Consider the following 24395-nt stretch of genomic DNA (forward strand, 5'->3'; position numbering starts at 1 on the left):
TACCCGCCCTGGTCCAGGCAGTCGGTATTGTATCGGAAAGGTCCCCGGCGGGAATCCAATGGCGATGGTCAAAAAAGGCGGGAATTCGCGGACTATTGAATGCTTATGTCAAAAGTCATAACCTGGCCCCCGCGCTCGAGATCGACGGTTACCTGGCTTGAGCTACGCAAAGCGTTGACCACTTCCAGCATCTTTTCGTTCGATTCCAGACTCTGTCCGTTGAAACGCCGGATAATATCGCCGCTTCGCGCGCCCAGTTGATAGAGCAGACTGTTCGGCGGAACAAGCACCAGCTGCAAACCCATGGTTCGTCCGCCGCGCTGGAAGGGACGCATACCGGCCTGCCCCAGGGCTCGCGGATCCTGCATGATTTCGTTGAGCTTGCTACGCTGGACAACGATTCGCTGCACGTTGCCGCCTGATGCCGCGGGGCCGGGGGCCGGCTGCTGCGCCTGAGCCTGGCCCGATTTTTCTCCTACCTTAATCTTCAGGCGCGCGCCGCCGCTTTCCACCAGTACATAATCCGATCCGATGCCAACAATCCTGAACCCGGCCACCGTCTTGCCAAGGCCGTAGCTCTGCGGATCGCTTTGACCGGTCTCCTGAATCAGAGCGCGCGCAAAATCCGCTGACCCGGCAAGAGTGCCAACCAGAGTAATCTCGCCGCCGCCGCTGGGACCGCCCTCGCCAGGCGTGGGAGCTGCAGCGCCGCTATCGCGAAAGAAGGCGCCAGTCGGAATGGAAGCGTACTCTTCCAACGGTCGCGTAGCAAAAACCGGCGCGGGAAGTCGCGCGCCGGGCGGCGCCTCGGCTGCCAGCGAGCTGGCCGAGACAAGGAAGAAGCGGACCAGGGTAGTTCCAAGGTACGCAAGGGCCACGCCCAGCAATGCTGCTGAAGCCACTGTGATGGCGAAGACGTTCTTCTGCAGTTTGAGAATGTACTCGGCCAGAAGCCTGTCTCCTGCGCCCGCTCAAGCGCCCAATTGCCGCCTGGTTACCGCGCTGCTACCTGATTGGCGCGAACCAGTTCACGCATATTCAGCGCACCAATTGGATTGATTGGATTTCGCCACTTACGAACTTCAAAGTGCAAGTGCGGCCCGGTCGCCGATCCTGTTCGACCTACCAGGCCAAGTCGTTGTCCGCGCTTGATTACGTCGCCAGCCTGGACCAGCGTCTTCATACAGTGCGCATAGACGGAAACAAAACCATTGGTATGGCGTAGAAAAATGGCATTTCCATAGCCGCCCATACGGCCGCTGAAAATTACAATACCATCGCGAGAGGCGCTGAAGGGCGTCCCCATTGCCGCGCCGATATCCAGGCCCTTATGAAATTGCGTCGCGCTGCGCACAAAGGGATTGAAGCGCCGGCCAAAGCCGGAAGTAATCACGCCGCGCAGGGGCCATTCGAAGAGCGCTTCGTAACGGTAGCCGGGCGGCGGACCTGATTGTCTTCCAACAACCAGTTGTTGCCCGACGCTCAGTTGATTGCTACGCAGATTGTTCAGCCGCTTTAGCGCTGCCAGACTCAGTCGAAATCTCCGGGCTACGCTGGACAGAGTATCTCCGCGTTTGACCTGATACATCCGATTCTGTAGCGCTGCGGGCGCCGGCGTCTGAATGATATTTGAAATCAGAATTTCTTCGCCAATGTAGAGCGGGCGGCTGCGCAGCTCCGGATTGTTATCAACGATACTATCCGTACTTACGTTGTATCGCCGGCTGATATTCCAGATCGTGTCGCCAGTGGCCACGCGGTGCGAATGCATATCCTGGTCGTCAGCATTTGCCTGATTGTTGAATCGAAAGGTGTCTGCGTCAGATTGGTCGTTGCCATGATCCGCCGGAGCTCCTGAACTTCCAAAGAGTCGGTCCAGCCGCTGTGCGTCCAGATCTGTTGACCCTGTGTTTTGCAGGTTGGCGAAGTAGCGCTCAATTTCCTGATCGATTTCGTCGCTCTCCTGCTGTCCGCTCAGGCCAGAACGTAGGTCCTCTGGCGGCGCCACTGCGCTGCGATGCAGCATATCACTCTGCGATTGCGATCTGGCGGCGCTGGCCATCAGCAAAAAGCCCGCAACGAGCGCCAGTGGACGCAGCTTGGTCACCAAAGTCATAGACTACCTATCGGCGCCCTCTGCTCCAAAACTTCAGATGAGCGGCAGCGGCGACAGCAGTCAGCTCGGCGCCGGCCAGGCGGGCGTCAATGCCGAATGGCAGAACAGTCCCGCCGGATCGGATTTTCGGCCAGGGGACGCCCAGGCCCGCCGCTCAGCGGGCATTTCCTTGCTGATTCAAGGGCTAACGATCAGCGGGCGCCAGCAATTTGTCCAGTTCAGCATGAAATCGCTCGACTGAAATGTACTCCGGGGGCTCTTCATCGCTGCCTTCGGGGACCAGCAGGGAGCGGACCAGGTAGAGAATCACCTTCCCAGGATTCTGCTCCAGGCTTTCCTGCGCGGGAAGTGCGCGCACTCGCAGCCAATCGTCATTGTTTTCGAGCACGATTCGGACTCGGTCGCCGCGCTTGAACAAAACCTCGCGCTGCCCCTCGCTTTCCCGGCTGAAGGGGCTGTAGATATTTTCCCGTACGCGATAGATTCTGGCGCCGGACTCGGCCACTACAACCTGGTAGTCGGGCTCGCGCATCATTCGGGTGCTGCAAAAGGACAGCGCAGCCGCCGCCAGCGAGATGAAAGCCAAGCGCGGAGAGGTCTTCACAGCTCCAACGTGGAATCGGGGCGGCTCAGGGCAACCGCAAACGCGGAACGACTCTGCTCCCCTTAACGCCGGATAGCTATGGATGGCTATGCGAAACTGGCTGCTCTTGATCTTTCCACTTCAGAATCCGGAGGTCAAACTCTGGTCGAGGCATCATTGCGGCGAGGTTTGCCAGGGGTGCAAATCTCGGGGATCAGCCGCGGCGCCCGCGAGATGCAAGAGCGCTTGCGCAGCGCTTTGCACCGCAGCGGAGTGCGAATGCCGCTGGCCTCGCTGTCAATCAACGTAGCGCCACAGCTCAGCGGGCGTCGCGCTTCGGAACTGGAGTTCAGTTGCGCAGCGGCCACTTTGCTGGCGATTGGGATGACGCCGCCGGGCTCGCTCCTGCGGCGCATCGCGGCAGGCGAGGCCATTGCACTTTTTGGGGAACTTTCTCTCTCAGGCGAATTGCTGCCGGTAAGCTGGCTCTCGCGCCGGCTATGGCTGGCCAGCATTGCTGGATTTGCGTTGGCCATCGTCCCCGAAATGCAGGCTCAGGAAGCGCAAGCTGCTGGCGCCTTGCCGGTGCTGCCAGCCAGGGCGCTATGCAGTCTCTGGGAGGAACGTCACCTTCGCACCCTGGCGCCAGCGCCGATCGCTGTGGCTCATCGCGGCTCGCGACTGGAGGGCGCCCTCGTCCGCAGCGATGCACTGCGCGCCGCGACGCTGGCCGCCGCCGGCTGGCATGGCCTGCTCTTTTTAGGACCGCCGGGCGTTGGCAAGAGTGCGATGGCGGCTGAAATTGGAGCCTTGCTGCCGGCGCCAGATCAACGCGAGGCGCGCGAGATTCTGGCGTGGGCGGATGATCTATCCGAAGGCAATTTGCAGCGGCCGCTGCGACAGCCGCATCATTCTGCAACCCGACGCGCCATGATTGGCGGCGGCGCATCGCTCGAGCCGGGAGAGGTCACGCGCGCCCATTGCGGCCTGCTGTTACTCGATGAACTTGGCGAATTTCAACGGGAGACTCTGCAAGCGCTTCGCGAGCCCGCTGAATCCGGAATGGTTGAGCTCAGCCGCGGAAGATTGGCGCGCCGGCTGCCTGCGGGTTTTCTGCTGGCCGCAACCAGCAATGGCTGCCCCTGCGGATATGGCAGCATAAACAGTCAACAGCGTTGCCAGTGCAGCCCGGCGGCAATTCGCGCCTATCGTCTGCGGTTGCTTGGTCCGCTGGCCGACCGATTGGATATGCTTGTTCAACTGGACTATGAGCAGCCTGGCGCCGTTCCCACAACGAGACTCGATGCGACACGGCTGCGCGCTGCAATCGTCGAGTGCTGGGACCGACAGGCGGACCGCTGGAGCGGCCAGCGCTTTCGCCACAATGGCCTGAGGTCTCTGGACCAGTTAGAGCGCGCCGCGCCGCTACAAAATCGCTCCGCCCTTCGCTTTTGCAATCGCTGGCTTCAATCCGGGTCTGTCAGCTTACGGCAGATCGCCGGCGTTCGACGTTTGGCACTGACGATTGCTGACCTGGAGAAATCGGAGGAGACGCGCGAGGAGCATTTACTGGAGGCCAGCCACTTGCGCGGTCTGGAGGTCAGGCTGGATTGGAGAGAGGATGAAGCGCGAAGAAAAGTTCCGTTGTGAGCGACCGACGCCGCAGCGCAGGTCTGCTGCAGCGACGAAGCGCTCACAACGGCGGATTCACCGGGCGAGGAAGTGCATCAACTCAAGAGCAATGCGGTTGATTGCATGATCCATGTAGCCATCATCAGAAATCTTACGTTTGAATTCTGCGATGTTGCGATGCGGATACGGAAGTCCCCGTTTCTTGAGCAGCACCGGATCCAGACCAAAGTCCTTGGCCTCGACTGGCGCCTCCTGGTCGAGCAGCGTTTTCATGGTTACATCCCTGTAACATTTATTTCCATCCGTGGAACGCCGGAATCATTGACCCCGACGCTTTTCAGGATCGACGCGGCTCGAAGCTTGCCCGGTAACAAAACAATTGGGCGCGTTGATTTCAGGCCGCGGCGGGATTTTATTACGACGGCGCTTATGTCGCAGGCTAGAGCCGCAGCCCCTTCGCCCGCCCATTGACTGCCATCACAATTCCCCTTCCAGATATTGGACGATTTGGCCGCCGCTGACAAGCGCAAGATCGAAGGAGATCTCCGGAAATTTACCGGACCGCAGTTCGCCGGCAATGCTCTCCGCTACTTTGCCGGAAGAATCCTCCGACTGCCACTCGCCCTGCTGAAGTCTCTCTAGAAACAGCAACGCCGCCTGACGCATGCGCTGGCGTCGCTGGCGGCCAAGCAGAGTTGCCGGATGGAAATCAGGATCAATACGCAGACAATGCTTGACCTCGACAAAGTGCAGCCGTCCGCCCGGGGCCCACAAGCAAAGATCCAGCTCCGTGCGACCGAGCCGGAGGTTGTGTCCCAGGAGTTGCCAGCCGCGTTCGCGCAGCCAGGCGGCGACCTGTTCCTCCCCTGGATCGCGGAATCTTCCGCTACGCAGCCGCTTCAGATCTCCGCTTCCAGATCGATACTGGCAGCCGCAGGGTCCAGGGCGCGAACAATGTAAAGATCCGCTTCCTTGATTAGATCCAGGAACTGTAGATTGGGCGGCGTTGCGCCGTCGGCGCCGCGCATCACGCGCAATACAGGCCGCAGAGGTTTTTCCGCCCGTGAGCTGACAACCATGCCAACAAATTGATTGCTGAGCTGGACCAGCGATCCCAGCGGATAAATGGAAATGCGACCAAGAAACGTACGCAGCAAGCGCGGGTCGAAATGGTGCATCTGCACCGAAAGCATATGCTTCATTGCGTCGTAGGGTAGATGACCCTTGCGATACGGGCGGCGCTCGATCATTGCTGTATAGACATCGGCGATCGTCGCAATGCGCGCGGTCTCTTCGATCTGACCGCCTTTGAGCGATTGCGGATAGCCCTGCCCGTCAAAGGATTCCTGGTGCTGCAAGGCAACAGTGGCAAGCGAGGCCTTTACCTTGCCGTTTTTGACAAGCAATTGGTAACCAATGAGCGGGTGCGTCTTGACCGTGGACCGTTCCGCCTCATTCAATTCGCTGCTTTTGTCGCGAACGTGCAATGGGATGCGCAGCATTCCGCAATCCATCAGCAACACCGCAAAGACAAGCTCGTGCAGGCGAGGTCGCGAATAGCCCAGCGCTTGTCCAAGGACGGCAGCGTAGGACGCAGCATGAATCGAATGAAAAAGATGCGCTGGTCCGCTGAAGCGCAAGCCATGAAAACCGATCAGTTGCAGAGGCTTGCCCAGCAATTCATCGGCCAGCCTGCCCGCTGTGCGCATGACGGATTGATTGTCGAAGGCTTTGCCATCCATCAATTGCTGCAAATTTGTCTGCAATCCGTCCGCACATTCCTGCACCATGGTGCGGAATGCGCGTCGCGCCTTGCGAAAGGCCTCGTATTCCAGGGCCAGCTGTTTCAATTCCGGATCATTCGACGATGCCCGCGGCATCTCGGCCACCATTGACGGCTGTTCCGCCGTCGTCGCCGTTGGCATGGCAGCTGCGCCGCTTGCCGGCGCTTCTACAACATTGAGGTTGATCGGATTGCCATTGGTTTCAACCTCAAGAATTCCCCACTTTTTCAAGCGCTCGATATCCTTGTCGAGGATCTCCTGTCGGCTCTGGACCAATACGTTGTTAGGATCAATATAAACTGGCTGGTCGAAGGCCATTCCGGCGCGGAGCTCGCTGACTTTGATGCGCTTCATCTGCTCTCAGTTAATCCTTCTGTCGTCGACGCTCTTCGTCCAGTCGATATATCAGCGAAAAGACAGCCGCCAGCGCTCGATACAGCGTTTCCGGAGCTTCTTTTCCCGGCGGCGTGGCCCGCAACGCCTCGCTCAAACCCGCGTCTTCGACCACCGGCACGCCGGCCGCCCTGGCCGCAGCCAGAATGCGATCGGCGTCGGCGCCTCGGCCACGCGCGACAACACGCGGGCCGCGATCGCGCGTGCGGTCGAAACGGAGGGCCTGGGCCAGCCGATAGCCGACTTGCTTTTCCCTGCTTCTTTGATCGGGCGCCAGCATTGCTGAAATTAATGCATGATTTCAAGGATCTGCAAGGAAAAGCCGGTTTCAGACCGTAAGATCTAGAGGCGGCGGCGGCGGGAGGATACGAGCCGTTGCAACTTCAAAGCCCTGCTGTCGCAGTTCAATCAGCCATGCATCCCATGAAGACTCCAGGAGCCCAATCACGGGCCCCCTGCCGGAGGCCAGGATATGCAGGGCCTCCGGGCGTTCACGGGAGGCCACGAGCGCCACCATCAGTCTTTCCTCCTCGCTCAAGCGCAAATGCACGCAAACAGCGCTCTCCCCTTCTCCGTCGAGGACGGCACAGCTAACCTCGTCGGGTTGCGGCTGCTCCTCTCCGCTGACCAGCGGTATGATCCAGGCGGCTGCCAGCCAATCCAGCTGCGCCTCGATCCATTGCAGGCTTTCCGGGGAGGCGCGCAGCTCCAGGTTCTCCGCCCCCTGAAATACAAAGGCCGAACGCACGCCGGCCGCTGAAGGCTCGGCGCTTCCGCCGCCGCGGGGCCGTCGTTGCAGGCCAGCATGGAGCGCGCGCCACGCCTTTTCCAGCGTAAGCGGCAACGCCGCCGCGCCCCCGGAGTCCATTGGCCCAGGCGGCGGACTTTGCAGCCTCAAACGGAAGCGGCCCGCGCCTCGCGCCTCGACGAAAAGCTGCAGGCGCTGCCGCTCCTGAAGCTGCAGGCCCTCGCCAACAGCCGGAAAAATCCAGCGCCCAATTTTCAGCTGAACGCGAGATCCGTCGAGGCGTAGAACAGTCGCGCTCACGCTCTGGTTACGCATCGATTGAAGGAAGCGCAAGGCGCCTTCATCCAGCTGTCTGAGCAGCAGACGAATTCTGCTGATCTCCACACAGTCATACCAGGGCCGGGGCGTAAAGATTACCAGCGAAAGCTTCGACGGTGTAGCGGACTTGGACCCAATGCGCCGATCTGTCGCCGGTGGAAAGCAGTTCCATATCCCTTGTGCTTTTCCAATCCGTATCCCGGAAAGTAGCGGCTGTAACGCAACATACGTCGATCGCGTCGCTCCTTGGCGACGACCGAGGCGGCGGCGATAGAGGCCGCGCGGCTGTCGCCGCGCACCACAGACTCAATGACAATTTGCGGCCAATCCCGGCGCAGCTTGGTCAGCAAGTAATTGCCATCGACAGCCAGGCCGCGCAGATCGGGGATTCGCTGCATAGCGCGACGCAGGAGTCGATCGATCCCCAGTTCTATGGCCGGATTGATGCCGAGCGAATCTATGGTCCTGCTGGAGATGTGTACGCAAAGGGAAAGCTTTGCGTTGGTCTCGATAAGCGGCAGTAGACGAGCGCGCTCCGCCGGCTTGAGTTTCTTGGAATCGTCAAGGCCCTCAAGAGCGTGCGGCAAACCATCCGCCATTTCGGGGAAGACGACAAGCGCTACGCTTACCGGACCGGCCAGCGGGCCGCGACCGGCCTCGTCAATTCCGGCCATCGGCCAGCGACCAAGTCGGCGCCACCGGGCTTCGAAATCCTCGAAGCCGAGGACGGACATCAGCGCGCGCTTGCTTTCGCTGCCGTCTTCCGGGCGCCGGACGCCGGCTTCTTGGCGCTGGCTGCGGTTTTCTTGCGGGCCGCCGCCTTCTTGGCCGGCGCCTGAGCGCGAGTTGCGTCAAACGCTTCCTTGATACGCCCCTCTTTTCCGGACTTGTGGCGAAGGTAGAATAGCTTGGCGCGGCGTACCCGTCCGCGACGAACAACATCCACTTTCTGGATGGCTGGCGAGTTGTAGGGGAAGATTCGCTCCACGCCTACCTCGTGCGATACGCGCCGAACCACAAAGGATTTGCTCCAGCCAGCGCCGCGCATGGAGATCACCGTGCCTTCGTAGACCTGAATGCGCTCTTTGTCGCCTTCCTTGATTCGGTAGTGAACTTTGATCACGTCGCCGACCGAGAAGACCCCCGGCGCGCGCTCCTGCTGGGCAAGTCCAAGCGCAGCCGTGATGCTGCCGCCGTTGAGCGGGAGGCTGTGACGCTCGACCTCGGTCGTCGCTGCCGGGCTGGCGCTTTCTGTTTCATTTGCTGTTTCATTCTCGGACATTGTTGGCCTTCCTGAGTTCTGTAAGAATCCTGCTTTGTTCCCTGCGCCACTCGCGAATGCGTTGATGATTGCCTTCCAGCAATACTGCCGGCGCATTCATCCCATCATACTCCGCCGGTCTTGTATATTGCGGATATTCGAGCGTATCTTCCTCGTGACTTTCCTCGGCCTGGCTCTCTGCCGATCCCATGTATCCGGGCAGGAGGCGCGTAACCGCTTCTATCAAACAGAGCGCGGCAAGATCGCCCGAGCCCAGTATGAAATTGCCGATGGAAATCTGGTAGTCTGAGTATTTATCTGCGATCCGTTGATCGACTCCTTCATAGTAGCCGCAGATCAAGGTCAGCCCTGACAGCGTCGAGAAGCTTCGCACGCGCCGCTGCGTGAGCGCCTCGCCTCCCGGGGTCAGCAGCACAACAGGCAATCGATGAACCAGCGATTGCAGCGCGCGATGAACCGGACCAATCTGCACTACCATACCTGGACCGCCGCCATAGGGACTATCATCGATGCGGCCCTTTCGGCCCTCATCGGCAAAATCCCGCAGCTGTACCGGGTATATTTCAAACAAGCGTCGGGAATGGGCCCTGGCTGGCAAGCCCGATTCCAGATAACTACGGTAGCGCTCAGGGAACTGAGTCAATACTTGAAAAATCATGACAGCTCGAAATACTCCTGCAGATAGCGCAGCGTGAGTTTTCCTGCGACGAGGTCTGCCTTCGCCTGATCTGGATGAAACGGCGCCATCGCTTCCCGCCCATCTTCGAGAGATTCCAGCACCAGCACTCCTCCGCCGGCCGCCTCAAAGTAGTCTTTGACTCTGGCCCGAGGCTGTGACTCGTCTTCGGCGAACACGGGAAGGCCAATCAATTGAAATACATAGAGATCGCCGCTGGCCGCGAGGCGCTCGCGTTCAATGCATAGCCAGCATGAGCTCAGGTTGGCAAGCTCGCCGGAGACGACCTGCGCCGCTCCCTTACCGGCGCTTCCCAGACGAAGCGACTGCAAGTTGCCCTCAATCAGACGACCCTGTGGATCCAGTTGCGGACGCACGCAGCGCAAGATTGCTGCAAGATCGCTGCCCTGGTATGGAGGTCGGTAGATCGCGATAGGCTCCGGGGGGCTCAAAGAGCTCAGGCCGTCGCCGCTGTAGGTGATGGAGTACCAATCCGCTGCGGCTCGCCGACGGGCCAGCCGGGCGATTGCAAGCAAAGCCGTCAGGCGCATGATCAGTCGATGATTTCTAGGGTGTAGATCTTCTTCTGCTGTGCGCCAAGATTGGAAAGCAAGGTGCGCAGCGCCCGAGCGACGCTTCCGTTTTTTCCTATGACTTTGCCGACGTCATCGTCCGCCACGCGAAGCTCAATTACGACCTCCTCGCTTCCGGGAATCGTCTTGATCTTCACTTCGTCGGGATGATCCACGAGGCTGTGGACAACGTACTCGATCAAATCCTGCGGTGCGGGGGCCTCGGCCATTACTTCCTGACCGATGGAGCAATTCCGTTCTTGCGCAAGAGGCTGAGCACAGTCTCGCTGGGCTGGGCGCCCTGACCAAGCCAGTAGCGTATGCGATCTTCTTTGAGCGAAGCCTCGCCCTTCAGGCTGGTCGAACTAAAAGAGCCCAGAATTTCAATGAAGCGGCCGTCGCGGGGAGCGCGGATGTCCGCAGCCACAACCCGGTAGAAAGGCCGGTTCTTGGTTCCATAGCGTTGGAGGCGAATTCTTACCACAGAGTCAGGTTTATCGGAGCCCTGCCGACGTCAATCAGCTACCGGGGGAGGCCGCAGCCGCTTCCTTCAAGGCCTGGACCCGAGAATTGATGCTGTCGCCCTGGAAGCAGAAGGCGCCGGCAACCACAATGCTGGCGCCATTTTGTGCCAGTGCTGCAATGTTAGCCGTGTTGATCCCGCCGTCCACCTGGATGGCAACCGGGCGTCGGCCAATCATTTCGCGCAGCTGCCGCACCCGCTCCACGCTCTGGGGAAGAAACTTCTGACCGTAGAAGCCGGGTTCCACGCTCATTACCAGGGCCAGGTCAACGTGATCGAGCAGCGGCGCGAGGCGCTCAACAGGCGTTCCCGGATTGAGCGATACGCCGGCGCCAATCCCCTGCTCGCGAATGCTCTGGGCAAGGCGCACGCCAAAGTGCGTGGCCTCTGCATGGAAGGTCAGGTAGGCGGGATGGAGATCGAAGTATTTGGGGCACTCGCGTTCCGGCGCGGCTACCATCAAGTGAACGTCCAGCGGAATGCTGGTGGCGGATTTGACGGCACGCGCATAGGCTTCGCCAAAGGATAGCTGCGGTACGTAGTGACCATCCATTACGTCTAGATGGATTAGATCTACGATCGAAGGATCCATCGATTGCAGACTGCGTCGCAGATCGATGAGATCGGCGGCAAGGACGGAGGGTGATACGCGCATCCTGCTCAACTCAAATCATCCGGCTTATATCGAGAACGATGGACACGATCCTCTCCGCAGTAAACTTCGAGGCGTGAAAGGCCAGTACGAAAGAATACCAGACGGACGGTCTCATCCTCCGAATGCTGGCGTGAGACGAAGAGCAGGCGCGGCTCGCTGACACTGAGTGGCTGATCCTCCTGCGCTTCGGGAATCAAGGTAGCGCGGCACTCGCCCTCCTCCAGATCAAATTCCGCCAGTTCATAACCATTTCGATAGCGGACTTCTGGCGCCTGATAGTATACAGCAAGCTGCAAGATGCCGTTAGCCTGCTGGATGGCATGGACCTGGCCGATGAGTTCCGGCGTCGGCGGCGAATCCAGAGAGACGATACGATACTCCCGGCCGCGACGAGCCAGCAGCTGTCCCAGCACGGTTACATTCTGGCCGATCCATTGGTCAATGCTCTCCTCAGTAGCGGGAGCAGTCGCCGGGGCGGCCGCCGCCAGCAAATACACGCGTTCTCCCGGCGATACAGTTTGACCCGCTGGCGGTTGTTGCGCCAGCACCGTCCCGGCGGGCGCCTCTTCTGTCTCAATCTCGCTGACGGCTGCGACTGTTAGACTGTAAACACGGTCTTCGCTGGTCAGTCGTTCCACGGAAGCCCGCGCAGCAGAAAGTGAACTGCGAACAAGGTCTGGCATGGTCAGCAGAGGTTCCGGTTGATTCACGACCAGCTCCACTTTATCGCTGTGTTCGATTCGCTTTCCAGCAGGAATGCTCTGGAATAAAATCAATCCGGAGTTTTGATCGGGAAATTGGCGTCGCGTGATCGATACGCGCAGCTGCAACCGCCTGGTAAGGTCGTCATGTACATCAACGTAGTAGCGCCCTGTTACGTTGGGCATTGAATTGTACTCTGGCGTTTGCCCGCGCAGAGCAAAGACCAGAACCGCAGCCGCAAAAAATAGCGCCAGCGCCAGCGAAAAGTAAACCCACAATCGCGCGCCGCCGATCAAGAATTGGAGCCCTGGTTTTTCATTGGTCTGCATCGGTTTCATCCATTTCCAAACTTGTAGGGCGCAGGCAAACGAAGTCCATTAACGAACTCGCCGGCCTGCTGCCGGCGTCGTCCTTCAGCCTGCAACTCCAGAATCTCAAGCAGATCCTTGCCGCAGCGCACCCAGAGGCGCTGTTTGCTGGCCAGGCCCTCGCCGCAGTTCAGAGCCTGAAGCTCCTCCGGCCCGTCCGGGGAGATCCTTGTCCGCCATACCTTCACCAGGCCGCCGTCGAGGCTGGTTCGCGCCGCAGGCGCTGGATTTAAGGCTCGCACCTGGTTATGAATCTGCAGGGCATTTTCACGCCAATCGATAATGGCTTCCCTGGGTCCGATTTTGCGGCAATAGCTGGCTTTGCTGTGCTCCTGCGCCGTCGCCAGCGATGCCAGGGCCTGGAAATCATCAAGCGCCGACAGGGTCAGTCGTATTCCTTCTGGCAACATGCGTGCGGTCAGTTCGCCCGCTGTTTCCTCGGGATCCACGTCCATGGAACGTTGTGCGATAATCTCGCCTGAATCCAGCTCCCGGGCCAGCTTTTGAAGACTCCAGCCGGTGTGAGTCATGCCGCGCCAGATGGCCGACTGGATTGGGGAGGCGCCACGCAATTCCGGTAACAGCGAAGCATGCAAATTGACCATCCCTGCCGGCAGGGAATGCACCATGGACATCGGAATCAGCTGACCATAAGCGAAGACAACGCCGATATCCGCTCCGCTTTGACGCAGCAGAGCCAGATCCTCTCTGCCGCCGGGCTTTTCTGATCTGGACAGCGGAATCCCTTGCTGCTGCGCCAGCAGCGAAACCGGAGTTGCCTGCAGCTGAGAAGAACGGCCTCGAGGCCGGTCGGGGTTTGAAAAAACGCAGACCACCCGATGCTGGCTGCTATCTAGTAACGCTGCCAGCAACTCTGCCGAAATGGATGGGCTGCCGAAGAAAGCGACCTTCAACGAACCCATGCCAGACCTGCGTTCACTTTCTTGACTGAGGCGCGGCGCGCCAACGGAATGCTGCAATGCAAATCATTCCGATTTTTCCTCTGCACACTGTGCTGTTTCCCGGAATGCCGCTCCATTTGCACATTTTCGAAGACCGCTACAAGCTGATGATTCAACAATGCATGGACCAGCAAAGCGAATTTGGCGTTGCAATGATTCAGGAAGGCCGCGAGGCTCTTGGCCCCGTGGCCACGCCATACGATCTCGGCTGTACGGCGCGCATCGTACAGGCGGAGCGTTTGCCCGGCGGCCGCATGAATATCAAAACGATTGGCCAACATCGTTTTCGGCTTGATTCCATTCAGAGCGCGGCGCCCTATTTGAGCGCGGCGGTTCGAATTGTCGATTTGCCTGACGATGCCAACGCTCCGACCCTTGCCCGCGAGCTGGAGCCGCTGCTGCGCGAGTATCTCAATCTGCTGAGCGTTCGCGCCGGCGCCGCCCTTGAGAGAGCTACGCTTCCAGAGGCGCCTGAACAGTTTATTTATGCGTGCGCCTACTTGTTGCAGGCGCCGCAAATCCAGAAGCAAGAATTCCTTGAGGCTTCGACGCTGTCGGAGCTCAGCGCTTGCATTCGGCAACACTATCGAAAGCAAATCGATTTGCTGCACATTCTGCAAAGTCGACATGCCCAGGCGCCGCAGACTCCTGAAGGCTTTCATCTGAATTAGAACGGACGCCTGCAAATCAGTGCATCGATTTGGCGCTGGCAGCCGAAAACTCTTGTTCGACGTAATCTTCTACTGGCGGACAGGAGCACACCAGATTCCGATCGCCATAAACATTGTCCACGCGTCCCACCGGCGACCAGAACTTATTCTCTCGCAGGGCGGCATCAGGGAAGGCAGCCTGTTCGCGGCTGTAGGCATGGGTCCACTCGCTGGCGGCAATTGCCAGCGCAGTATGCGGCGCGTTCTTCAACGGATTGTCAACCGCGTCAAGACTTCCCTCTTGCACTGCCTGGATCTCATCGCGAATCGAGAGCATGGCGCGCACAAATCGGTCCAATTCCTCGCGTGGCTCGCTCTCCGTCGGTTCAATCATCAGGGTACCCGGCACCGGCCAACTCATCGTCGGCGCGTGAAATCCATAGTCAATCAGTCGCTTTGCGACATCTTCCACTTCGATGCCGAACTTCTTGAAGGCTCGCAAATCCAGGATTAATTCGTGCGCAACGCGACCCTGCTCGCCTGCGTAGAGAGTATCGTAGGAGCGCTGCAGCCGCGACTTCAAATAGTTTGCATTCAGGATTGCGTAACGCGTGGCCTCGGTAACACCGACAGCGCCCAGCATGCGAATGTAGCCGTAGGATATCAGCAAAATGCTGGCGCTGCCCCACGGCGCGCCGGCCACAGCTGGTATGGCTCGCTCTCCGCCAACACGATCGCTTTGTACGTGCCCCGGCAGATACGGTTCAAGATGTTCAGCCACACAGATGGGCCCCATGCCGGGTCCGCCGCCGCCATGCGGAATACTGAAGGTTTTATGAAGATTTAAGTGACAAACATCGGCGCCAATACGACCCGGGCTGGTCAAACCGACCTGAGCGTTCATGTTGGCCCCATCCATGTAAACCTGTCCGCCGAAGCTGTGCACGATCCGACAGACTTCCTGGATCTGTTCTTCAAATACGCCATGGGTCGATGGGTACGTAACCATGACGCAGGCCAGTCGCTGCGCATACTGCTCCGCACGCTGGCGGAACTGCTCCATATCGATATTGCCCAGAGAATCGCAGGGTGCGACCACCACCTCGAAGCCGGCCATGGCCGCGCTGGCCGGATTGGTGCCATGAGCGCTGGAAGGAATGAGGGCGACATTGCGCTGGGGTTCGCCACGATCGCGGTGGTAGGCGCGAATCACCAGCAGCCCGGAATACTCGCCCTGTGCGCCGGAGTTCGGCTGCAGCGAAACAGCCGCCAGTCCGGTAATTTCTGCCAGATATTGCTGCAGGTCCTCAAAAATCTCAAGATAGCCGTGCGCCTGGTCGGCCGGCGCGAAGGGGTGCAGCCTGGCAAACTCGGGCCAGGACAACGGAATCATTGCCGTGGCGGCATTTAGCTTCATGGTACACGAACCAAGCGGAATCATCGACTGATTGAGGGCCAGATCGCGCCCTTCCAGTTTTCGAATGTAGCGCATCATCTGCGTTTCGGAGCGATGGCTGTGGAAGACCGGATGCTGGAGGTAGGAGCTGTTGCGCATCAACGTATCCGGCAGTCGTCGCGGAGCGGCGGCAGCCAATTCCTCAATTCGTTCAAAGCCCCATTGTTCGCCCACAGTGCGTGCAAAGACCTGAATGATTACATCCAGATCCCAGATGCTAACCGTTTCATCGAGAGAGATGCCCACTCGCTGCTCGTCGTAGATTCGAAAGTTCACCGCGGCATTTTCGGCCTCGGCCAGCAAACGCGCCATATTGTCGGCCCCAACCTCTACCAGCAAAGTATCAAAGTAGCTCTCATTCAACTGTCGGAAACCCAGCGAACTGAGCGCCGCCTCCAGCGTGGAGGCCAATCCATGAATCCGCTCGCTGATCTGACGCAGACCATCGGGACCGTGATAGATTGCGTACATTGAGGCCATAATGGCAAGGAGCGCCTGCGCCGTACAAATGTTTGAAGTGGCCTTTTCCCGCCGAATATGCTGTTCTCTGGTCTGCAATGCCAGACGGCAGGCCGGTTTGCCATGGGCGTCGACCGATACGCCAACCAATCTGCCGGGCATCGCTCGCTGGTGCTCCGCGGCCACTGCAAAGAAGGCGGCATGCGGCCCGCCGTAACCAGGCGCGACGCCAAAGCGCTGGGCAGAACCCAGTACAACCTCTGCGCCCCACTCGCCAGGCGGCGCCAGCAACGTAAGCGAAAGCAAGTCAGCAGCAACTGCGACGCGTACGCTGCGCGCGCGGCAACGTCCGACCAGCGCCCGGTAGTCCGGGGTCGAACCATCTTCCGACGGATATTGCAGGAGAGCCCCAAAAAAACGATCGGTCGGATCAAAGGTCGAAGCATCTCCGACCACAACTTCAATACCCAACGGTTCCGCGCGACCGCGCAGCACGTCGATGGTATGTGCATAACAGCTATCTGCTGCGAAAAAGGTATGCGCCCCGCGTTGTACGCACTCTGGGGATCGAATGCGATGCAGCAGGGTCATGGCCTCCGCCGCGGCCGTCGCCTCATCAAGGAGCGACGCATTGGCAACCGGCAGGCCGGTCAAATCGGCGATCATTGTTTGAAAGTTGAGCAAAGCCTCCAGGCGCCCTTGCGATATCTCCGCTTGATACGGCGTGTACTGCGTATACCAGCCCGGATTCTCGAAGATGTTCCGCTGAATGACGCTTGGCGTAATGCAATCGTAAACGCCGAGGCCGATGTAGCTTTTGTAGACGCTGTTCTTGCTGGCCAATCGGCGCATTTCCTGCAGGAATTCCGATTCAGAAAGGGCTTCAGGGAGCTCAAGCTGACGGTCCAGGCGGATGCTCCTGGGAACGGTCTGTGCCACGAGCTCTTCAACCGAGGCGACGCCGATGACGCGGAGCATTGCCTGGAGTTCTGCCGGGCCGGGTCCGATGTGACGGCGCTGGTAATGGTCGGTTAGGTCGAGTTTCATTGCGGTTGCGGGTCGGACGGACCCCCCTTTCCGACCAGCAAACGGCCTGTGCATTATGTCTAAAAGGGAATTTCAGCCTAAAATCAGCCAATTTTGGCCATTTTTCGCGGGACATAAGCGCACGCTTGAGTTGCTCAGAGCAAGTCCGCAGGATCAAAATCGATCTCCAGGCGAACAGCTGAATCGAGGGCGCGATCCAGCAGGTGACGTCTGGCTATGGAGCGCAGCCGCGACGCTTCCGTCGTCTTTATGATCAGGTGCCAGCGATGGTCCCCTTGCAGGCGTTCCAGCGGCGCTGGCGCCGGCCCAAGCAAGCGGTCAGAGGCTTCGTTCCAATCTCGATCGGATTGCAGCGCCGCGGCAACTCCGGCCAGCAGTCCTTCGGCGCGCTCTGCATCTTCGGCACGCGCCACCAATCGTAACAGCCGTACGAAAGGCGGATAGCCGGCCTCTTTGCGTAGCTGCACCTCGCCGCGATAGAACGTTTCATAGTCCTGATGCGCTGCTGCTTGCAGCAGCGGATGCTCGCGGTTCAAACACTCAAAGATGACCCGTCCCGGCCTCTGGGCCCGGCCGGCGCGACCGGCCACCTGGGTCAATAGTGCAAAGGTTCGCTCGGCGGCGCGAAAGTCCGTCATCGCCAGACCGAAGTCCGCCTGCAGCACGCCGACCAGAGTCAGCCCTGGCGCGTCTAGCCCCTTGGCAATCATCTGCGTGCCCACAAGTATATCCAGCCGTCCTTCCAGCAGCTCAGCGATCACCTCCTGGATGACCCGGCGGCGACCGACGGCGTCCTGGTCGAGGCGCTGCAATCGGGCCTCTGGAAACAACTCCAGCAAACGCTCCTCCAGACGTTGCGTACCACTGCCCAGAGTCTGCAGAGATCCATTGCAAGTTGGACAGATCCCTGAATAGGCGCTCGCATAGCCGCAGTAGTGACAGAGCAATCGCTGCCCACGGTGCAAGGTAAGCGAAACGGAACAATTCGGACAGCGCAAGGTATCTTTGCAACTGCGGCAATAGACAAAGGGATGATAACCGCGCCGATTCAACAACACCAGAGTCTGCTCGCCGCGCTGCAGATTCTGATGAATGGCGTGGATCAACGCTCCGGACAGCGGAATATCGGGCGGCGGCGCATCTACCAGTTCCACCTTCGGCAGGCTGGCGCCGGTGGCGCGCCGGCTCATCCGATGGTACTGGAAGCCAGCGCTCGCTCCCAGGGCGCGAGCAAAGTAAGCGGACTCAACGCGCGGCGTTGCCGAACCCAGCAGGACCAGTCCTCCGTTTTGGCCGGCGCGCTGCAGCGCGATCTGGCGCGCATCGTAACGCGGAGATTGTCGCTCTTTGAAGGAGCTGTCGTGTTCCTCGTCGACTATGAAAAGCAAGGGCCGATGGACAGGAGCAAAAACTGCAGAACGCGCGCCAAGTGCGATGCGCTTGCGTCCGTAGAGGGCGTCAACGTAAGCGGTGAATCGTTCTTTTGCCCCGAGGGCGGAATGCAACAGAGCGAGTTCTTGCTCAAAAGTGGCGCGCAAGCGCAGGATCAGCTGCACCGTCAGGCTGATCTCCGGTACAAGCAATATTGCGCCGCGGTCTGCCGCCAGACAGCGGGCAATCAAGCGCATGTAGATTTCCGTTTTTCCGGCCCCCGTCACGCCGTGCAACAGATGGACCTTGCAATGCGGCGCTTGCCCCTGGAGAGATAGATCGAGATCGGCGCTGATCGCCCGCAGGGCCGCCTCCTGCTCCTCGGTCAACGGCAGCGAAAATTCTGGCGCAGGCCGCGACGGTGCATCCAGCCGCGGGCGATAGCGGCGCGCTGCGGGCGCCATGCGCAGGAGACACTCGCCAGGAGCAGCCAGGTAGTGTTCTGCCATCCAGCGCGCCAGTTCCATTTGCTCCGTTGTAAAGACCGGGTACTCATCGCAAAGCTCGCTGAGCTCCGCTATCCTGCCCGGAGGCGCATTGCGATGCAGGGCGACGATCGCTGCTTCCTCTTCCTGACCGCGCAGCGGCGCACGAACACGCCATCCGGGCTGCAGTTCCGGAAAGCCGGAAGGTACGCGATAGGTGTACGCCTGCTGAATTGGCCGCCGAAACCAGAGGTCGGCGTAGAGTTCAAACATCTGCTGCGTCCAGCGCAGTCAGAGACTCGCGTAACGCCTGCAACATGGCTGCCTTGATTGTTTTTTCCTCGGCCGCCAGCGACTGTCGCGTCTCCTCATCGCCGCGCTGACGAGCATCGCTGCGCTTCTTCTCAAGCGCCACAAGCGCCGCAGGACTGCGCAGGACGAGGGTCGACGCCGACTGATCTCGCCAGCGGAGCTCGCTGAGCAAGGGATCGCGCGCCAGCTGCTGAGCGCGCTCTGCGCCAAAAAGCAGAACCGCCGCCGGCCCCACGGCCAGAATCAATTTGATTCTTTCGCGCCGCACAGTATCAAAAACATGGCTCAAACAGCGTTCGCTGCGCGTCCGCCAGTCTTCTTCCGTACTGCGCGCGGCGTTGAAGTGGCAGGCGGTGAATTCCTGGTAATGCAGATCGGCCAGCTCCCAACCGACGGCAGCAAGCATCCTGCCAAACAGTTCGTCCTCTGCAGCGTCGCCGAAAATAAACTGGCGACTTCGATCCATGCGATTCTGCGTCGCAAAAGGACCGCTGTGATGCAAGACCAGACAGGCCCGGCGCCCTTGCCGGTAATAGCGTCGAACCGGATACATGCGATCGGCACAGGACGTACAGCGAAAATTGGCCGGCAAGTCGATGCTGGAGGGAGGCGTCGCAGCCGAAACAGAAGGGACAGGCGCCGCAAGTCGCGGTCGTAGCAGGGCGATATCCTGTGGCGGCGCTTCACTTTGCAGATGAGCAATGCACAGGTCGCCCTCGCGCTCAAACGCCTCCGCCAGCGCCGCGGCCAGTGCGGCAATCTGTCCAATATCCGCGCCCACCGCTCAGATTTTCTCCGGATCAATCCCCAAAGACTTCAATTTTCGATGCAAGTTGGTGCGTTCGATGCCAAGAAATCGCGCCGCCCGGCTGATATTCTTTTCGTGTTTGCGTAGAGCTTCGATGATATAGTTGCGCTCGAAGTCCTCTCGGGCTTTGCGCAGATCGCCGCTCAACTGTATTCCTTCGCGCGGAGCCCGTTCGCGCGGATCATTCAGCTGCGCCGCGGCTATGTCTGCGCTGATCTCCTCTTCCTTGGCCATGATGCAGAGGCGCTCCACGACGTTCTTGAGTTCGCGAACATTCCCTGGCCAGGCATGCTGCACAAGCAAATCGACAGCCCGAGCATGGAATCGCTTGATCGGCAATTGATGTTCGGACGCCGTCTCGCGCAAAAAGTAGTCCATGAGCATTGGAATGTCCGCTGGTCTTTCGCGCAGCGCAGGCATATTGATGGGAATCACATTTAAGCGGTAGTAGAGATCTTCGCGAAATCGACCCTCGCGAATCGCTTCCTCGGGCCGGATATTTGTCGCGGCAATGATACGCACATCGACCTCAATGTTTTCCGAGCCGCCGACTCGCGAAAATCGCTGTTCTTGAAGGGCGCGCAGTGTGCGCGCCTGAGTCGCCAGCGACATATCGCAAATCTCATCGAGAAACAGCGTACCGCCATGGGCTTGCTCAAATTTTCCGATTCGCGTTTCCGTCGCTCCGGTGAATGCGCCTTTTTCGTGCCCGAACAGTTCGCTTTCGATCAATTCCTCAGGGATGGCCGCGCAGTTGACCTCGACGAAGGGCTTATCGCGACGACGGCTGTTGCGAAAGATGGCGCGCGCCACAAGTTCCTTGCCAACGCCGTTTTCGCCATAGATGAAGACCCTGGCATTGGTGCCGGCAGCCTGGGCGATGGCCTGCTTTACTCCCTGAATTTCTGGAGAGCGACCGATGATCTCGTCGAACTCCAGAACAACCGGTTCGGCGCCCTTTGCGCTGCGGCCATTGCGTTCCCGCTGCAATGCACTGTTTACGCGGTCCAGAACTGTATCGAGCGAGAGCGGCTTTTCCAGAAAATCCACAGCGCCTTTCTTGGTGGTCTGTACCGCCTGTTCGATGGTGCCGTGGCCCGAAATCATGATTACCGGAAGCGTCGGATAGATTTCTTTGACTCGGTCGAGCAGATCGACTCCGTCTTCTTTTCCCAGCCACACATCCAGTAAGACCAGCGCCGGACGTTGCTTGTTCAGCGCCTTGAGCATCGCCCGGCCGCTGGCAAAGTCTTCCACTTCAAAATCCTCGTCTTCCAGAACCTGGCGAAGGGTCTCGCGGATACTGGCATCATCGTCGACAACGTAAATGATCATCGTGCAATAGACCCTGTATCGCCGGGTCCGCTTACTGTCCGCCGCTTTCCAGGCCTTACTGACGGCCGCGATCGCCGCCAGCGATTCGGAAAAGTACCGAAAATTCGGCGCCGCCAAGCTCCGAGCGTCCCAGGACAATGCGGGCCTCATGTTCCATGGCCGCCCGTTCCACCAGGCTGAGCCCAAGGCCGCTTCCGTAGCCGCCCTTGGTCGAAAAGTAAGGCTCAAATATCCGATCACGCAGTCCCTCGTCTACCCCAGGTCCGGTGTCTTCCACTGACATGCTGACAAATTGCCTGGGCCCCTGACGCAAGAGAGAAGTAGATATTCGGATTCGCGCCGGCGTACGCCGCAAATCGTCGCTGGCGCTGAGGATTGCTTCCGCCGCATTCTTCACCAGGTTGTTGATCATTCCTACCACGATTGTGCGGTCCACTTCTACTTCCGGCAGATTGCCGTTGAGCTGGGTTTCCAGAGAGATCCCCGGTATGGCCCCCTGAAAGCCCTGCACCGCTTCGGCGACGATTGCATCCAGCGATTGGCGCGCGGGTCGCGCCTTGGGTAATCGGGCAAAGGCGGCAAACTCATCTACAAGCTGTTTGAGCGCTTTGACCTGTTCGACGATTGTCCCACAGCCGCTGCGCACCACTCGTTCCAGATCGCCGCGTCCGGGATGGTCCAGGCGACGCAACATACGATCGGCGGAGAGCTGGATCGGCGTCAGCGGGTTTCGAATTTCATGCGCCAGGCGACGCGCCACCTCCTGCCAGGCCGCCAGTCTTTGCGAATGCAGCAGCCGCGCCCGAAGGCTGCGCAATTCTGCCGTCATCTGATTAAAACTCTCAATAAGAATGCCAAGTTCGCCGGCTGACTTGAACTCGATGCGAGCGTCAAGGTCGCCGTCGGTCACGGCGCGCGTCGCCGCCGCCAGAGCCACAATCGGCATTGAGATCTGGCGCGCGATGAGGATCGAGAGCAGCAGCGCTGAACAAACCATGAACACATAGAGCAACGCGATACCCAACCGAAGGGTATTTGGTGCATGGCCGCGCCAGAAATCCTCCGATTCAATGCTGATCGTCAGCTGTTGCAGGCGGGAGCGCTCCGAATCCAGTTCGGGATGCAATCGACGCGCCAGAAGCAAGCGATCGCCCTCAGAAACATTGTAGCCTAAAATCAGGTACTCGCCGTCAGCCAGCATCCTTCGATCGGCGCCGGGGCTCGATGCATGAGTTGCGGCGGCCAGATCCTCGGGCAAATGCTCCGGAAATACTGGACGGGACTGGGTCCGTCGCCGCCTGCCGCGATAGATCGCCCAGGCATCTCGCCCCGGATCAAAAGCGCTGGATTTCAGGTAGTTCTGCGCCACGGCAAGCGCCGGCAGCCAGCTCAAATTAGCATTCGCATTGGCAGCCTCCGCTCCCTTGCGAAAGGCGTTCAGCTCGCGATCTTCATAGTAGCGAACCAATCGATCAGCAGCACGAACGCCGCGAACCACGTTAATATTGAACAGTCCCTCCAGAGCTGCATCAACATTGTTGGCCGAAACCAGAAAAATGGGCAAGGATGGAATGATCGCAATAAGCATGAAGGCGATGCTCAATCGGTAGCGCAAACTGGAGCGCAAATTGCCGGTAATTCTGATCCGCCGATTGCGGTAGTAATAGTGAGCAATCAAATTGATTGTTCCGAGCGGAACAAACAGTAGCAGATAGGTGAAGATGCGGTCCACAAGCGACGCATCTGACTTAAGCAACCACTTCTCCGATACAGCAATGCTCACCAGCACCATTGCCAGCAAGAAAAGAACGTCGCGCAGATAGATTTTGCGCTCCTCTTGCAGCCAGAGCGGTCCGCGCGAGATCATGAACGTCCGCCCGCCAGAATAACGGCCAGTTGTTGCACAGCATTTTCTTCATCGATGCCATCCGCGGCAATCGTAACCACGGCGCCGGAGCAAAGGGCGAGGGTCAAAAGCCCCATGATGCTTTTGCCGTTGACGGAAATTCCGTCCGCCGTCACTGTAATTTCCGACCTGAACTTGCCGGCTTCGCGTACGAACAACGAAGCCGGCCGCGCATGCAATCCGTCCTCGCTCAGAATGATTACTTCCGCTGTGCGCATAGGAACAGGGGGCTGTGGCCTTGTGCAGTGGCAACGAAAACAACGGCGGGCCGACGCGCTTCAGTCGCTGTCGCGCAAGGACTTACGGTGGATTTCGCGATTGATGCGGTTTGAGAGTTCTTGCGCGGCATGATAGCCCATGCGCTTCGAACGATGGTTCATCGCCGTTGTTTCGATTAAAATGGGAACATTCCGTCCGGGTCGGACTGGTATCAAATGACGCGGAATACTGACGCCCAGTATATCGACCGTTTCCTCCGTCAGGCCCAGGCGCTCGTACTCCTTGGCTTCGTCCCAGTCTTCCAGTCGAATTACCAGATCCAGGCGACAGCGACCGAGGATAGCGCCTACGCCAAACAGGTCCTTTACATTGATGATGCCAACGCCGCGCAACTCCATATGATGCTGTACGATTTCACTGGCCTGACCAAAGAGCTCTGTTTCGCCAATGCAGCGAATGTGCACGATATCGTCGGCGACCAGTCGGTGGCCGCGTTCCACCAGTTCTAGCGCGGTTTCTGATTTGCCAATTCCGCTGGGACCCATTAGCAAAATACCCACGCCAAAAACATCAATCAACACCCCATGGATCGCCGTCTGCGGCGCCAGCGACTCATCCATGACATGAGTAAACTGAACGATAAAATTGTGCGTGGACAGCGAGGTTTGTAGAATTGGTATCCCGACCTCTTCGCCGGCCTGCAAGAATGTGTCCGGGGGCGGGCTGCTGTGCGTAAAGACAATGGCGGGAAAGCTATAGCGAAAAAACTCGGCGCGTACGCGACTTAGATTGGCTGCGTCGCAATCGCGCAAGTAGGCGGCCTCGCCTCGGCCAAAAACCTGGATACGATCGCTGGCGAATTCTCGATAGTAGCCGGCAAGCGCCAGGCCTGGACGGTTGACATCAAGAGAAGTCAACCGTCGTTCCAATCCGCGTTCGCCTGCTCGAAGTTCAAGCGCCAGCTCCGGTCGCTCGCGCAGCAGCTGGCCGACTTCGATATAACTCACGCCAGGGACTTCCGCGAAGCCAAAAG

26 protein-coding genes are annotated in these 24395 nt (G+C 59.2%); 2 read left to right on the plus strand and 24 right to left on the minus strand.

What is annotated here, in order from left to right; translation table 11 throughout:
- Positions 1–92: 92 nt before the first annotated feature.
- From K1X75_05025 to K1X75_05035, 3 genes are all read right to left on the minus strand, one after another.
- Positions 93–902, minus strand: a complete 810-nt coding sequence (locus K1X75_05025) for a hypothetical protein (protein ID MBX7057406.1) — start codon at positions 900–902, stop codon at positions 93–95.
- A 92-nt stretch (positions 903–994) separates the two neighbouring features.
- Positions 995–2116 carry a M23 family metallopeptidase gene (locus K1X75_05030; protein MBX7057407.1) on the minus strand — a complete coding sequence of 374 codons (1122 nt, stop codon included), beginning with the start codon at positions 2114–2116 and terminating at the stop codon, positions 995–997.
- A 184-nt stretch (positions 2117–2300) separates the two neighbouring features.
- Positions 2301–2651 carry a hypothetical protein gene (locus tag K1X75_05035; protein ID MBX7057408.1) on the minus strand — a complete coding sequence of 117 codons (351 nt, stop codon included), beginning with the start codon at positions 2649–2651 and terminating at the stop codon, positions 2301–2303.
- 147 nt (positions 2652–2798) lie between these two features.
- On the opposite strand from K1X75_05035, the gene K1X75_05040 reads away from it, so the two are divergent.
- Entirely contained in the window at positions 2799–4349 is a 1551-nt protein-coding gene (locus K1X75_05040) for an ATP-binding protein (GenBank protein MBX7057409.1), read from the plus strand.
- Positions 4350–4406: 57 nt separating this feature from the next.
- Here K1X75_05040 and K1X75_05045 read toward each other — a convergent pair whose 3' ends face one another.
- The 14 genes from K1X75_05045 to fmt form a co-directional block, all read right to left on the minus strand.
- The gene (locus K1X75_05045; GenBank protein ID MBX7057410.1) at positions 4407–4604 is read right to left on the minus strand and encodes a hypothetical protein; all 198 of its coding nucleotides are present in this window, start codon (positions 4602–4604) and stop codon (positions 4407–4409) included.
- Positions 4605–4808: 204 nt separating this feature from the next.
- Positions 4809–5105 (minus strand): hypothetical protein, encoded by a 297-nt coding sequence (locus K1X75_05050; GenBank protein ID MBX7057411.1) that lies wholly within the window; start codon positions 5103–5105, stop codon positions 4809–4811.
- A gap of 125 nt (positions 5106–5230) precedes the next feature.
- Positions 5231–6469, minus strand: a complete 1239-nt coding sequence (locus K1X75_05055) for an HD-GYP domain-containing protein (GenBank protein MBX7057412.1) — start codon at positions 6467–6469, stop codon at positions 5231–5233.
- A gap of 10 nt (positions 6470–6479) precedes the next feature.
- A complete protein-coding gene (locus K1X75_05060; protein MBX7057413.1) occupies positions 6480–6788 on the minus strand; it encodes an EscU/YscU/HrcU family type III secretion system export apparatus switch protein in 309 nt (102 codons plus the stop codon).
- Between the two features lie 48 nt (positions 6789–6836).
- Entirely contained in the window at positions 6837–7640 is an 804-nt protein-coding gene (locus tag K1X75_05065) for a hypothetical protein (GenBank protein ID MBX7057414.1), read from the minus strand.
- Between the two features lie 29 nt (positions 7641–7669).
- Positions 7670–8308, minus strand: a complete 639-nt coding sequence (locus tag K1X75_05070) for a ribonuclease HII (GenBank protein ID MBX7057415.1) — start codon at positions 8306–8308, stop codon at positions 7670–7672.
- Positions 8308–8856: a 50S ribosomal protein L19 gene (gene rplS / locus K1X75_05075; protein MBX7057416.1), complete on the minus strand. Its 549-nt coding sequence runs from the start codon at positions 8854–8856 to the stop codon at positions 8308–8310. Before rplS ends, K1X75_05070 begins: the two co-directional genes overlap by 1 nt.
- Positions 8843–9514: a tRNA (guanosine(37)-N1)-methyltransferase TrmD gene (gene trmD, locus K1X75_05080; GenBank protein MBX7057417.1), complete on the minus strand. Its 672-nt coding sequence runs from the start codon at positions 9512–9514 to the stop codon at positions 8843–8845. The genes rplS and trmD overlap by 14 nt, the downstream gene beginning before the upstream one ends.
- Positions 9511–10083: a hypothetical protein gene (locus K1X75_05085; protein MBX7057418.1), complete on the minus strand. Its 573-nt coding sequence runs from the start codon at positions 10081–10083 to the stop codon at positions 9511–9513. The genes trmD and K1X75_05085 overlap by 4 nt, the downstream gene beginning before the upstream one ends.
- A 2-nt stretch (positions 10084–10085) precedes the next feature.
- Complete coding sequence (locus tag K1X75_05090) at positions 10086–10334, minus strand: KH domain-containing protein (GenBank protein MBX7057419.1); 249 nt, start codon at positions 10332–10334, stop codon at positions 10086–10088.
- Positions 10334–10588: a 30S ribosomal protein S16 gene (rpsP, locus tag K1X75_05095; GenBank protein MBX7057420.1), complete on the minus strand. Its 255-nt coding sequence runs from the start codon at positions 10586–10588 to the stop codon at positions 10334–10336. The genes K1X75_05090 and rpsP overlap by 1 nt, the downstream gene beginning before the upstream one ends.
- A gap of 34 nt (positions 10589–10622) precedes the next feature.
- Positions 10623–11282 (minus strand): ribulose-phosphate 3-epimerase, encoded by a 660-nt coding sequence (gene rpe / locus K1X75_05100; protein MBX7057421.1) that lies wholly within the window; start codon positions 11280–11282, stop codon positions 10623–10625.
- 5 nt (positions 11283–11287) lie between these two features.
- Positions 11288–12322 (minus strand): PASTA domain-containing protein, encoded by a 1035-nt coding sequence (locus K1X75_05105; protein ID MBX7057422.1) that lies wholly within the window; start codon positions 12320–12322, stop codon positions 11288–11290.
- Positions 12319–13275 (minus strand): methionyl-tRNA formyltransferase, encoded by a 957-nt coding sequence (gene fmt, locus K1X75_05110; protein ID MBX7057423.1) that lies wholly within the window; start codon positions 13273–13275, stop codon positions 12319–12321. The genes K1X75_05105 and fmt overlap by 4 nt, the downstream gene beginning before the upstream one ends.
- Positions 13276–13331: 56 nt before the next feature.
- Between fmt and K1X75_05115 the strand changes: the two genes are divergently transcribed.
- The gene (locus tag K1X75_05115; protein MBX7057424.1) at positions 13332–13985 is read left to right on the plus strand and encodes an LON peptidase substrate-binding domain-containing protein; all 654 of its coding nucleotides are present in this window, start codon (positions 13332–13334) and stop codon (positions 13983–13985) included.
- 16 nt (positions 13986–14001) lie between these two features.
- Here the strand turns inward: K1X75_05115 and gcvP are convergent, their stop codons facing one another.
- The 7 genes from gcvP to hprK form a co-directional block, all read right to left on the minus strand.
- On the minus strand, positions 14002–16926 hold the full coding sequence (gcvP, locus tag K1X75_05120; GenBank protein MBX7057425.1) for an aminomethyl-transferring glycine dehydrogenase: 2925 nt from the start codon (positions 16924–16926) through the stop codon (positions 14002–14004).
- Between the two features lie 134 nt (positions 16927–17060).
- Positions 17061–19055, minus strand: coding sequence for a primosomal protein N' (gene priA, locus K1X75_05125; GenBank protein ID MBX7057426.1), 1995 nt, complete (start codon positions 19053–19055; stop codon positions 17061–17063).
- Positions 19048–19875, minus strand: a complete 828-nt coding sequence (locus K1X75_05130; GenBank protein MBX7057427.1) for a hypothetical protein — start codon at positions 19873–19875, stop codon at positions 19048–19050. The genes priA and K1X75_05130 overlap by 8 nt, the downstream gene beginning before the upstream one ends.
- 3 nt (positions 19876–19878) lie before the next feature.
- Positions 19879–21237, minus strand: a complete 1359-nt coding sequence (locus tag K1X75_05135; protein ID MBX7057428.1) for a sigma-54 dependent transcriptional regulator — start codon at positions 21235–21237, stop codon at positions 19879–19881.
- Positions 21238–21292: 55 nt separating this feature from the next.
- Positions 21293–23104 (minus strand): HAMP domain-containing protein, encoded by a 1812-nt coding sequence (locus K1X75_05140; protein ID MBX7057429.1) that lies wholly within the window; start codon positions 23102–23104, stop codon positions 21293–21295.
- The gene (locus K1X75_05145) at positions 23101–23361 is read right to left on the minus strand and encodes an HPr family phosphocarrier protein (GenBank protein MBX7057430.1); all 261 of its coding nucleotides are present in this window, start codon (positions 23359–23361) and stop codon (positions 23101–23103) included. Before K1X75_05145 ends, K1X75_05140 begins: the two co-directional genes overlap by 4 nt.
- A gap of 60 nt (positions 23362–23421) precedes the next feature.
- On the minus strand, positions 23422–24369 hold the full coding sequence (hprK, locus tag K1X75_05150) for an HPr(Ser) kinase/phosphatase (protein ID MBX7057431.1): 948 nt from the start codon (positions 24367–24369) through the stop codon (positions 23422–23424).
- Positions 24370–24395 lie beyond the last annotated feature (26 nt).

Source organism: Leptospirales bacterium (assembly GCA_019694655.1).
Classification (GTDB): Bacteria; Spirochaetota; Leptospiria; order Leptospirales; family Leptonemataceae; genus SSF53.

What these genes read in the sequence shown, in the direction of transcription:
- K1X75_05030 (MBX7057407.1), bottom strand. Translation starts at nt 2,116, where the DNA reads ATGACTTTGGTGACCAAGCTGCGTCCACTGGCGCTCGTTGCGGGCTTT.
- K1X75_05035 (MBX7057408.1), bottom strand. Translation starts at nt 2,651, where the DNA reads ATGATGCGCGAGCCCGACTACCAGGTTGTAGTGGCCGAGTCCGGCGCC.
- K1X75_05040 (MBX7057409.1), top strand. Translation starts at nt 2,799, where the DNA reads ATGGATGGCTATGCGAAACTGGCTGCTCTTGATCTTTCCACTTCAGAA.
- K1X75_05045 (MBX7057410.1), bottom strand. Translation starts at nt 4,604, where the DNA reads ATGAAAACGCTGCTCGACCAGGAGGCGCCAGTCGAGGCCAAGGACTTT.
- K1X75_05055 (MBX7057412.1), bottom strand. Translation starts at nt 6,469, where the DNA reads ATGAAGCGCATCAAAGTCAGCGAGCTCCGCGCCGGAATGGCCTTCGAC.
- K1X75_05060 (MBX7057413.1), bottom strand. Translation starts at nt 6,788, where the DNA reads ATGCTGGCGCCCGATCAAAGAAGCAGGGAAAAGCAAGTCGGCTATCGG.
- K1X75_05070 (MBX7057415.1), bottom strand. Translation starts at nt 8,308, where the DNA reads ATGTCCGTCCTCGGCTTCGAGGATTTCGAAGCCCGGTGGCGCCGACTT.
- rplS (MBX7057416.1), bottom strand. Translation starts at nt 8,856, where the DNA reads ATGTCCGAGAATGAAACAGCAAATGAAACAGAAAGCGCCAGCCCGGCA.
- trmD (MBX7057417.1), bottom strand. Translation starts at nt 9,514, where the DNA reads ATGATTTTTCAAGTATTGACTCAGTTCCCTGAGCGCTACCGTAGTTAT.
- K1X75_05085 (MBX7057418.1), bottom strand. Translation starts at nt 10,083, where the DNA reads ATGCGCCTGACGGCTTTGCTTGCAATCGCCCGGCTGGCCCGTCGGCGA.
- K1X75_05090 (MBX7057419.1), bottom strand. Translation starts at nt 10,334, where the DNA reads ATGGCCGAGGCCCCCGCACCGCAGGATTTGATCGAGTACGTTGTCCAC.
- rpe (MBX7057421.1), bottom strand. Translation starts at nt 11,282, where the DNA reads ATGCGCGTATCACCCTCCGTCCTTGCCGCCGATCTCATCGATCTGCGA.
- K1X75_05105 (MBX7057422.1), bottom strand. Translation starts at nt 12,322, where the DNA reads ATGAAACCGATGCAGACCAATGAAAAACCAGGGCTCCAATTCTTGATC.
- fmt (MBX7057423.1), bottom strand. Translation starts at nt 13,275, where the DNA reads ATGGGTTCGTTGAAGGTCGCTTTCTTCGGCAGCCCATCCATTTCGGCA.
- K1X75_05115 (MBX7057424.1), top strand. Translation starts at nt 13,332, where the DNA reads ATGCAAATCATTCCGATTTTTCCTCTGCACACTGTGCTGTTTCCCGGA.
- gcvP (MBX7057425.1), bottom strand. Translation starts at nt 16,926, where the DNA reads ATGAAACTCGACCTAACCGACCATTACCAGCGCCGTCACATCGGACCC.
- priA (MBX7057426.1), bottom strand. Translation starts at nt 19,055, where the DNA reads ATGTTTGAACTCTACGCCGACCTCTGGTTTCGGCGGCCAATTCAGCAG.
- K1X75_05135 (MBX7057428.1), bottom strand. Translation starts at nt 21,237, where the DNA reads ATGATCATTTACGTTGTCGACGATGATGCCAGTATCCGCGAGACCCTT.
- K1X75_05140 (MBX7057429.1), bottom strand. Translation starts at nt 23,104, where the DNA reads ATGATCTCGCGCGGACCGCTCTGGCTGCAAGAGGAGCGCAAAATCTAT.
- K1X75_05145 (MBX7057430.1), bottom strand. Translation starts at nt 23,361, where the DNA reads ATGCGCACAGCGGAAGTAATCATTCTGAGCGAGGACGGATTGCATGCG.